Source organism: Actinomadura roseirufa (genome assembly GCF_900659635.1).
Lineage (GTDB): Bacteria > Actinomycetota > Actinomycetes > Streptosporangiales > Streptosporangiaceae > Spirillospora > Spirillospora roseirufa.
Window position 1 is genome coordinate 1 of the sequence record NZ_CAACVB010000322.1, and the last position, 7,522, is coordinate 7,522.

Consider the following 7,522-nt stretch of genomic DNA (forward strand, 5'->3'; position numbering starts at 1 on the left):
GAACTGGCCGCGCTGCTGCTGCGCGGCGCGCCGGGCCTGCGGATCCTGGCCACCGGCCGCGAGCCGCTCGGCGTCGCGGGCGAGACGGTGTACCTGGTCGAGCCGCTCGGGCGGGACGAGGCGATCCGGCTCTTCGACGCCCGCGCCGCCGCGGCCGCGCCGGGCTTCTCCCCGGCCGCAGACCGCGACGCCGTCGCCGAGATCTGCCGCCGCCTGGACGGCATCCCGCTCGCCCTCGAACTGGCCGCGACCCGCGTCCGCACGCTCGGGGCCCGGGAGCTGGCGGCCCGGCTGAGCGACCGGTTCCGGATCCTCGGCCACGGCCGCCGCGGCGCCCCCGAACGCCAGCGCACCCTCCGCGCGATGATCGACTGGAGCTGGGAGCCGCTCGGGGCGCCCGAGCGGGCCGTGCTGCGCAGGCTCGCCGTGCACCGCGACGGCTGCGCGCCCGAGGGGGCGGAGGCCGTCTGCGCGGGCGGCGAGGTGCGCGGCGAGGACGTCCTCGACCTGCTCACCCGGCTCGTGGACCGGTCCCTGGTCGTCATGGCCGAGGGCCCGGCGGGACCCCGCTACCGGCTGCTGGAGTCCGTCGCCGCCTACGCGATGGAACGCCTGGACGAGGCGGGCGACCGCGCCGGCGCCCTCGACCGGCACCTGGCCCACTACCGCGGCCTCGCCGAACGCGCCGAGCCGCACCTGCGCGGCGGCGGGCAGCGCGAGTGGCTCGAGCGGCTCGACGCCGAGTCCGCCAACCTGGGCGCGGCGCTGGAGGAGGCCCTGCGGCGCCCCGACCCCGGCGAGGCGGTGCGCCTCGCCACGGCGCTGTGCTGGTGGTGGCTCAAGCGCGGCCGCCTGCGCGAGGCCCGCCAGAGCCTGTCGGCGGTGCTCGACGCCGCCCCCGGCGCCGCCGAGCTCCGCGTGCTGCGGACGGCGTTCGCGCAGCTCACGGGGGAGCGGCCGGACCCGGACGAGGACCCGGCCCCCGCCGTCGCCGACCCCGTCCGCTGCGGCCGGGCGCTGTGGCTGCACGCCTTCGGGCTGTTCCACACCGGCGACCCCGACGCCGCCGAGAAGGCCAACGACCGCGCGCTGGACCTGTTCACCGGAGCGGGCGACCGCTGGGGCACCGCCGCCGCCCTCGGGCTGCGGTCGATGCTCGCGCTGGTGCGCGGCGACCTCCCCACGATCGAGCGCGACGGCCGGCGCGCCGCGCGGCTGTTCCGCGAGGCCGGCGACCGCTGGGGCGAGCTGCAGACGGTGCCGCCGCTGGCCGTCCTCGCCGAGATCCGCGGCGACTACGGCGAGGCCGGCCGCCGCCAGCGCGAGGGCCTGGCCATCGCCTGCGAGCTCGGCCTGCGCACGGAGGTCGCCGCGCGGCTCTCGGGCCTCGGCCGCCTGGCGCTGCTCGCCCGCGACTGGGACCGGGCGCGCGACCTGCACGAGCGGGCGGGCCGGCTCGCCGCGGACCAGGGATACCGCTACGGCGAGCTGCACGCGCTGATGGGCCTGGCCCTCGGCGCGCGCCGGGCCGGTGACCTGGACACCGCGCAGGCGCACCTGGACCGCATCCGCGAGGAGTACGACTCGTCCCAGATCGGGGAGCACCTCCTGTTCGCCGAGCTCGGCTTCACCGCCGAGCTCCGCGGCGACGGAGCCCGCGCCGCCGCGCTGCACCGGCGCGGCCTGGACATCGCCCGCTCCCTGGGGGACCCGCGCGCGCTTGCCCTGTCGCTGGAAGGGCTGGCAGGCGCCCGCCTGCGGGCCGGAGACGCCCACCGTGCCGCCCTGCTGCTCGGCGCGGCCGACGCGGCCCGCCGCGGCGTCGGCGCCCCGCTCCCGCCCGCCGAACGCGGCGACGTGGACCGGATCACGGCCGGGGCCGTCGCCGTCCTGGGCGAGAGCGAGTTCACCGCCGTCTTCCGCGAAGGCGCCCGCACCGCCCCGGCGGTCGCCGCCGACGCCGGGTGACGACCCGGCCCTTTCCGTCTCCCACCTCGAAGAACGCGCCCCCCGCCCGCGCGCCGGCTCGCGCCCGGTCGCGGGCGAGCCGCCACGGCGACGCGAGAGAACACGCCCCTCCCCGTTGCAGTTCGTCACACGAACTAATATTGTTCGTGTCACGAATCAATCTGCGGGAATGATGGAGAGTGATGGAACATGGGACGCACCGTGGTGGTCATCGGCGGCGGTTACGGCGGGTCGGCGGTCGCCAAAGCACTGGACGACCACGCCGACGTGGTGCTCATCGAACCGAAGGACGCCTTCTACCACGCCTCGGGGGCCCTGCGCGCGCTCGTCCGGCCCGACTGGGCCGGCGCCATCTTCTTCCCCTATGACCGCCTCCTGCGACGCGGCCGGGTCGTCCGCGACCGCGCGGTCTCGGTGGACCCCGGCGGCGCCACCCTGGCCTCAGGCGCGCGCGTCGACGCCGACTTCGTCGTCCTGGCCACCGGCTCCTCCTACCCGTACCCGGCCAAGGCCGACACCGACTCCACCGACGAGGCGCTGGAGCGGCTGCGCCTCACCCACAAGGAGCTGCTGGCCTCCGAGCGGGTGCTGATCCTCGGCGCCGGGCCGGTCGGCCTCGAACTGTCCGGTGAGATCAAGGCGGTCTGGCCGGACAAGCGGGTGACCGTCGCCGACCCCGCCCCGCGGCTGCTGCCGGACTTCGCCCCGCAACTGCGCGAGGAATTGCACCGCTCGCTGGAGGAATTGGGCGTGGACCTCCGGCTGGACACCCATCTGATCACCCGGCCACCGTCCGATCCGGGCGTGCGGGAGGAGTTCACCGTCGCCACGGCGAAGGGCGACCTGTCGGCCGACATCTGGTTCCGCTGCCACGGCGTCCGCGTCGACAGCGGCTACCTCGCCGCGTCCCTGGCCGCGGCGCGGACGCCCCGCGGGCAGGTCCGCGTCACCCCCGCCCTCACCGTGCGCGGGCACGACCGCGTCTACGCGCTGGGCGACATCACCGACCTCGCCGAGCCCAAGATGGCGGGATACGCGATGGACCACGCCGAGGTCGTGACGCGCAACATCCTCGCCCAGGTGCGAGGCGAGGAGCCCGACGCCGCCTACCGACCCTCACCCGTGCCCGCGGTGCTGCTGCCGCTCGGACCCGACGCCGGAGTGGGACAGGTCCCCTCCGCCGACGGGCCGGTCATCCTGCCCGCCGCGACCGTCAGCGAGTACAAGGGCAGGGACCTGCTGGTCGGACGGTTCACCGAGCTCTTCGGCCTCGCCTGAGCTCGCCCCCTGAGGCCCGCCGCGCTCCTGCGGCCGGGCGGGCGCCGGGCCTCAGGGGACCGGCGCCATGAGGCCCGCGTCCGTGAACCCGGACCCGCAGGCGCCGAACCCCGTCAGAGGCGGTCCCGCCGCGGCGCCGCGGCCGCCAGGACCATCTCGGCCAGCTCGCGTCCCCGCGCGCTCGGACCGTCCGGGCCCAGCGCCTGCGCCGAGGCGAGCATGCCCTCCACGACCAGCGTGAGGTGGTCGGCGAGCCCGGCCGGGTCGCCGGCGCCGAGCCGGGCGGTGAGCCGCCCCAGCGTCGCGCGGAGCCAGGACTTGCCGTCGACCGCCCCGCGATGCTCCCGCCCGCCCGGGTCGGGGAACTCGGCCAGCGTCATCATCATCGGGCAGCCCCGGAACCGCTCCGAGCGGATCTGCCGGCCGTAGGCGTCGAAGACGGCGAGGATCTGCTCGCGCGGGTCGGGCCCCGCCGCCTCGACCGCGTCCGCCAGCACCGCCCGGAAGTCATGGTCGGCGCGCTCGACGTAGGCGCCGACCAGCCCCTCCTTGGACGCGAACAGCCGGTACAGGGTCGTCGGGGCGACCCCGGCCTCGGCCGCGACGAGGTCGATGCCGGTGGCCCGGACGCCGTTGCGGTAGAACAGCTGCCCGGCCACCGCGAGCACGTGGGCCCTGGTCTCGGCGGCGCTCCTGCGCATGATCCTTCGATCCTCCTCGGACGTTGCCCTGGGGGAGATCATTCCCTAGGCTCAATGTTAGGGATCGTTCCTTAACATTCAAGTCCGCGGGGACCCCGCGGGCCGCCGCCCCCTCTGGAGGAGACGACGATGGAGCACGAGACGACGCGCCCCGGCGGATCGACGGTGTCCGCCGGCGAACCTCGCGCCACGGCGCCGGGCCTGCCCGCGGCCGTCGACCGGGCCGCCTTCGAGGCCGAGCTGGACGGGCTGCGCGCCCGGGAGAAGGCCCACACCCGGGAGGGCGACGCGATCGCCGCGGCCCGGCGGCGCCTGCCCATGGTCGAGATGGACGCCGGCCTCGAACTGACCGGGCCCCGGGGGCCGCTCACCCTCCTCGACGCGTTCGAGGGACGGCGGCAGCTCATCGCCTACTACTTCATGTGGCACCACGGGCACCCCGCGGCCGAGCAGTGCGAAGGCTGCACATGGAACAACACCCAGGTCGCGGAACTGTCCTACCTCCATTCCCGGGACGTCACCTACGCCGTCCTCTGCCAGGGGCCCTACGAGGAGAGCAGCCGCTACCGCGACTTCATGGGCTGGGACCTGCCCTGGTACTCGGCACAGGGCTCCCTCGACGCGCTCCTCGTCGGGCGCCGCATCGGCGTGATGCACCTCGTCTGCTACCTGCGCGACGGCGACCGCGTCTACGAGACCTACTGGACGACCCGCCGCGGCGTGGAGGTCGTGGACTACAACTACGCGCTCATGGACCTCACCGTGTACGGGCGCCGGGAGCCGTGGGAGGACTCGCCTCCCGGATGGCCGCAGGAATGGCGGGTCGACGGATCCAACACGAGGCTGAACGGGCGCCCCACCGCACAGTGGTCGCGGCTCCGGGCGGGACGGTCCGACGACCTGACCGCCCGCCCCTGACCGCGACCTCCCCACGACGGCCGCCCGCCGCCGATTCGGCGGTTCGGTGCGGAGGGCGCGCTACCGCCCGTCCGGCGGCCGCGGCACCGGCCACACCCGCAGCAGCCACAGCTCCCGCCCGGTCAGCAGCGCGACCTCGGACTGGAAGACGGGGTCGTCCCAGTCGGTCGACCGTCGCACCGCCTCGTCGTACAGCCGCCGGGTGTCGGTGTGGTGCCCGGCGACGCGCACACGGTAGTGGCCCGCGGAGGGAAGGTCGAAGCCCCTCGCGGCCGCGTCCTCGGAGTCGCTGACGCTCAGCCGCCCGGACGGCACGTGCAGCGTGTGCGTCGCCGGATCGGCGTCGGCGTGCGCGTCACCGGTGAGCGGGTCGCCGGCCCACACCTCGACCCGCACGTGGACCGGCAGGTCACAGCCGCTGGTGTGGATCACCAGCGTCGACTCGCGGCACGCGGTGGCCCCGAGCGGCGGCCGGACGGGAGGCGGCCCGGACGGCGAGCCGCCGCCGTTGATCTGCAACTGGGCGTACCAGGGCCGCACCCACCAGTCGCCGAAGGCCAGCAGCGTGTTGCCGGTCATCGTCATGAGCGTCCTTCCCGGCCTCGCGGCGGCGACGGGCGGGACGCGCGATCCGCGTCCACGCCTCCGTCACCGGGTGCCGGTCTCGTGACCCGCTGGAGACGTCCGCCACGGTATCGGCGCCGGGACCCCTTCGCTGACGCACCGGGAAAAACGGGCCCCCGCCGTCCGCTCCCGGCCGCGCCGGTCCTTCAGGAGGCCCCGCGCCCGAGCTCGGCGAGCTGGCCAAGGGCGGGCAGGGCGCCGGCGATCGCCCGCCGCTGCTCGGCGCTCAGCCGCGCGATGAGCGGGACGAGGTGGCGGGCCCGGTCGTCACGGCGGGCCCGGACGATCCGCCGCCCCTCCTCGGTGATGTGGACCAGGACGGCGCGCCCGTCGCGCGGGTCGGGGCGGCGCTCGACCAGCCCGTCCCGTTCCAGCCGGGTCACCAGCTGCGTGACGCCGGGCTGGCTGATCTGCTCGGACCGGGTGAGGTCCGTCAGGCGCACCGGCCCCCCGGTGGCCAGGGTGTCCAGGACCGACAGCGTCGTGAACGGCAGCTTCTCCAGCACCGGAAGCCGGATGTAGAAGCGGTTGAAGTCCTCGATGGCCGTGGCGAAGGCGTCGGCGTCCAGGTCGTCGTCCGGGGTGTCCACCCCGGGGAACCTATCGCACGCCGATCCGTGCGTGACGCGGCCCGGGAGGCCCCGGCGGTGCCGGTGGCCTCCCGGGTTTCACGCTTGCGGCGTCAGTGGACGCGGTAGGCGCGGATGATGCGCTGGTCGATCCCGCTGCCCCGGTCGTCGGACGCGGCGACGCGCGGCGAGACGTTGCCGGAGGCCGGCAGGACGGCGGCGAAGCGGCCACCGCCCCGCCCACGTGCCGCCTCCCCTGAAAGGACATCGCTTTGAACGGTGTCAGTGACACCGCTTGTAGCGCGGGAGATGGTCGACCTGCTGTCCGGGCCCCTGTCCGGGCGGATCCGCGAATGCGCGAGCGGCGACTGCCCGCTGGTGTTCGTCGACTCCTCCCGCCCCGGCGCCCGGCGCTGGTGCGCCATGGAACGCTGCGGCAACCGCCACAAGCTCCGCGCCCTGCGCGCCCGGCGGGTCGCCGAGGGGTGACCCGCGGGCACCTCAGTCGCAGCGCGAACGGGCGGCGGGAAGGCGGACGGTGAACACGGCCCCGGTCCCCGGCGGGCAGTGCGCCGTGATCGTCCCGCCGTGGCCGTCCACCACCTCGCGGGCCAGGGCCAGGCCGAGACCGAAACCGCGCGGCTCGGCGCGCTCCCCGCGCACGTACCGGATGAACAGCCGCTCGGTGTCGCGGCCGTCCAGGCCCGCGCCGTCGTCCTGGACGGTCACCTGGACGGTCTCGGGGCCGGCCGACAGCGTCAGCCAGATGTGCCCGGCCGTGTGGCCGAGGGCGTTGTCGAGCAGCGCGGAGATCACCCGGCGCAGCGCGGACTCGGCGCCCCGCACGACGTGCACGGCGCCCTGCCGGCGGACCTCGATCGTCACCCCGCGCGCGGCGGCGCGCGGGGCCTCCGCCGCGACCTGCTCCTCGGCCAGGACGGCGAGGTCGACGAGGGGGAACGGCCGGCCGGGACGGCCGGGACGGCCGAGCTCGGCCGACAGCAGCAGGTCCTCGACGACCTCGGCGAGCTGGCGGGTGCCCGCCACCAGCTGCTCCATCTCGGGCCCGACGTCGGTGCCGCCCCGCAGCCGCCGGGCCAGGAGCTGGGTACGGGTGTGCAGCCGGGTCAGCGGCGTGCGCAGCTCGTGGCTGACCTCGGCGGTGAAGCGGCGCTGCCGGGCGAGCGCCTCACCCAGCGGCGCGATCGCGCGCCGCGCGGCGAACTGGCCGATCAGCAGCGCCGCCAGCAGCCCGGCGGCCTCGACGCCGGCCAGGGTGCGCAGCAGGCGCCGCCGCTCGGCGGCCTGGTAGCGCAGGTCCATCGCCACCTGGACGACGGTGTCGCCGCGCCGCTGGGTGTGGACGAGGTAGGTGCGCCCGGCGATCCGCTCCCGGCCGACCTGCGGCTCCAGTCCCGCGGCGGCGCGGGCGATCGGCGCGCGCGTCGGCAGCGCGGCCGGGGC

At 76.1% G+C, this 7,522-nt stretch carries 8 protein-coding genes; 4 read left to right on the forward strand and 4 right to left on the reverse strand.

Annotated elements, in window-relative coordinates:
- Positions 1-1,968, forward strand: a 1,968-nt coding sequence (locus tag E1291_RS36575) for an ATP-binding protein (RefSeq protein WP_442316400.1), incomplete at its 5' end; no start/stop codon positions are given.
- Between the two features lie 189 nt (positions 1,969-2,157).
- Positions 2,158-3,246, forward strand: a complete 1,089-nt coding sequence (locus E1291_RS36580) for an NAD(P)/FAD-dependent oxidoreductase (RefSeq protein ID WP_131742634.1) — start codon at positions 2,158-2,160, stop codon at positions 3,244-3,246.
- Between the two features lie 113 nt (positions 3,247-3,359).
- Here E1291_RS36580 and E1291_RS36585 read toward each other — a convergent pair whose 3' ends face one another.
- The gene (locus E1291_RS36585; RefSeq protein ID WP_131742635.1) at positions 3,360-3,947 is read right to left on the reverse strand and encodes a TetR/AcrR family transcriptional regulator; all 588 of its coding nucleotides are present in this window, start codon (positions 3,945-3,947) and stop codon (positions 3,360-3,362) included.
- A 129-nt stretch (positions 3,948-4,076) separates the two neighbouring features.
- Here E1291_RS36585 and E1291_RS36590 point away from each other — a divergent pair, with 129 nt between their 5' ends.
- Positions 4,077-4,865 carry a DUF899 family protein gene (locus E1291_RS36590; protein WP_131742636.1) on the forward strand — a complete coding sequence of 263 codons (789 nt, stop codon included), beginning with the start codon at positions 4,077-4,079 and terminating at the stop codon, positions 4,863-4,865.
- A 60-nt stretch (positions 4,866-4,925) separates the two neighbouring features.
- On the opposite strand, the gene E1291_RS36595 is transcribed toward E1291_RS36590, so the two are convergent.
- Both E1291_RS36595 and E1291_RS36600 read right to left on the reverse strand, forming a co-directional pair.
- Positions 4,926-5,444: a hypothetical protein gene (locus E1291_RS36595; RefSeq protein WP_131742637.1), complete on the reverse strand. Its 519-nt coding sequence runs from the start codon at positions 5,442-5,444 to the stop codon at positions 4,926-4,928.
- Positions 5,445-5,635: 191 nt separating this feature from the next.
- Positions 5,636-6,079 carry a MarR family winged helix-turn-helix transcriptional regulator gene (locus tag E1291_RS36600; protein WP_131742638.1) on the reverse strand — a complete coding sequence of 148 codons (444 nt, stop codon included), beginning with the start codon at positions 6,077-6,079 and terminating at the stop codon, positions 5,636-5,638.
- Positions 6,080-6,343: 264 nt separating this feature from the next.
- On the opposite strand from E1291_RS36600, the gene E1291_RS36605 reads away from it, so the two are divergent.
- Positions 6,344-6,547 carry a CGNR zinc finger domain-containing protein gene (locus tag E1291_RS36605; RefSeq protein ID WP_306434499.1) on the forward strand — a complete coding sequence of 68 codons (204 nt, stop codon included), beginning with the start codon at positions 6,344-6,346 and terminating at the stop codon, positions 6,545-6,547.
- Between the two features lie 12 nt (positions 6,548-6,559).
- Here the strand turns inward: E1291_RS36605 and E1291_RS36610 are convergent.
- On the reverse strand, positions 6,560-7,522 hold a 963-nt coding region (locus E1291_RS36610), incomplete at its 5' end, for a sensor histidine kinase (RefSeq protein WP_131742639.1).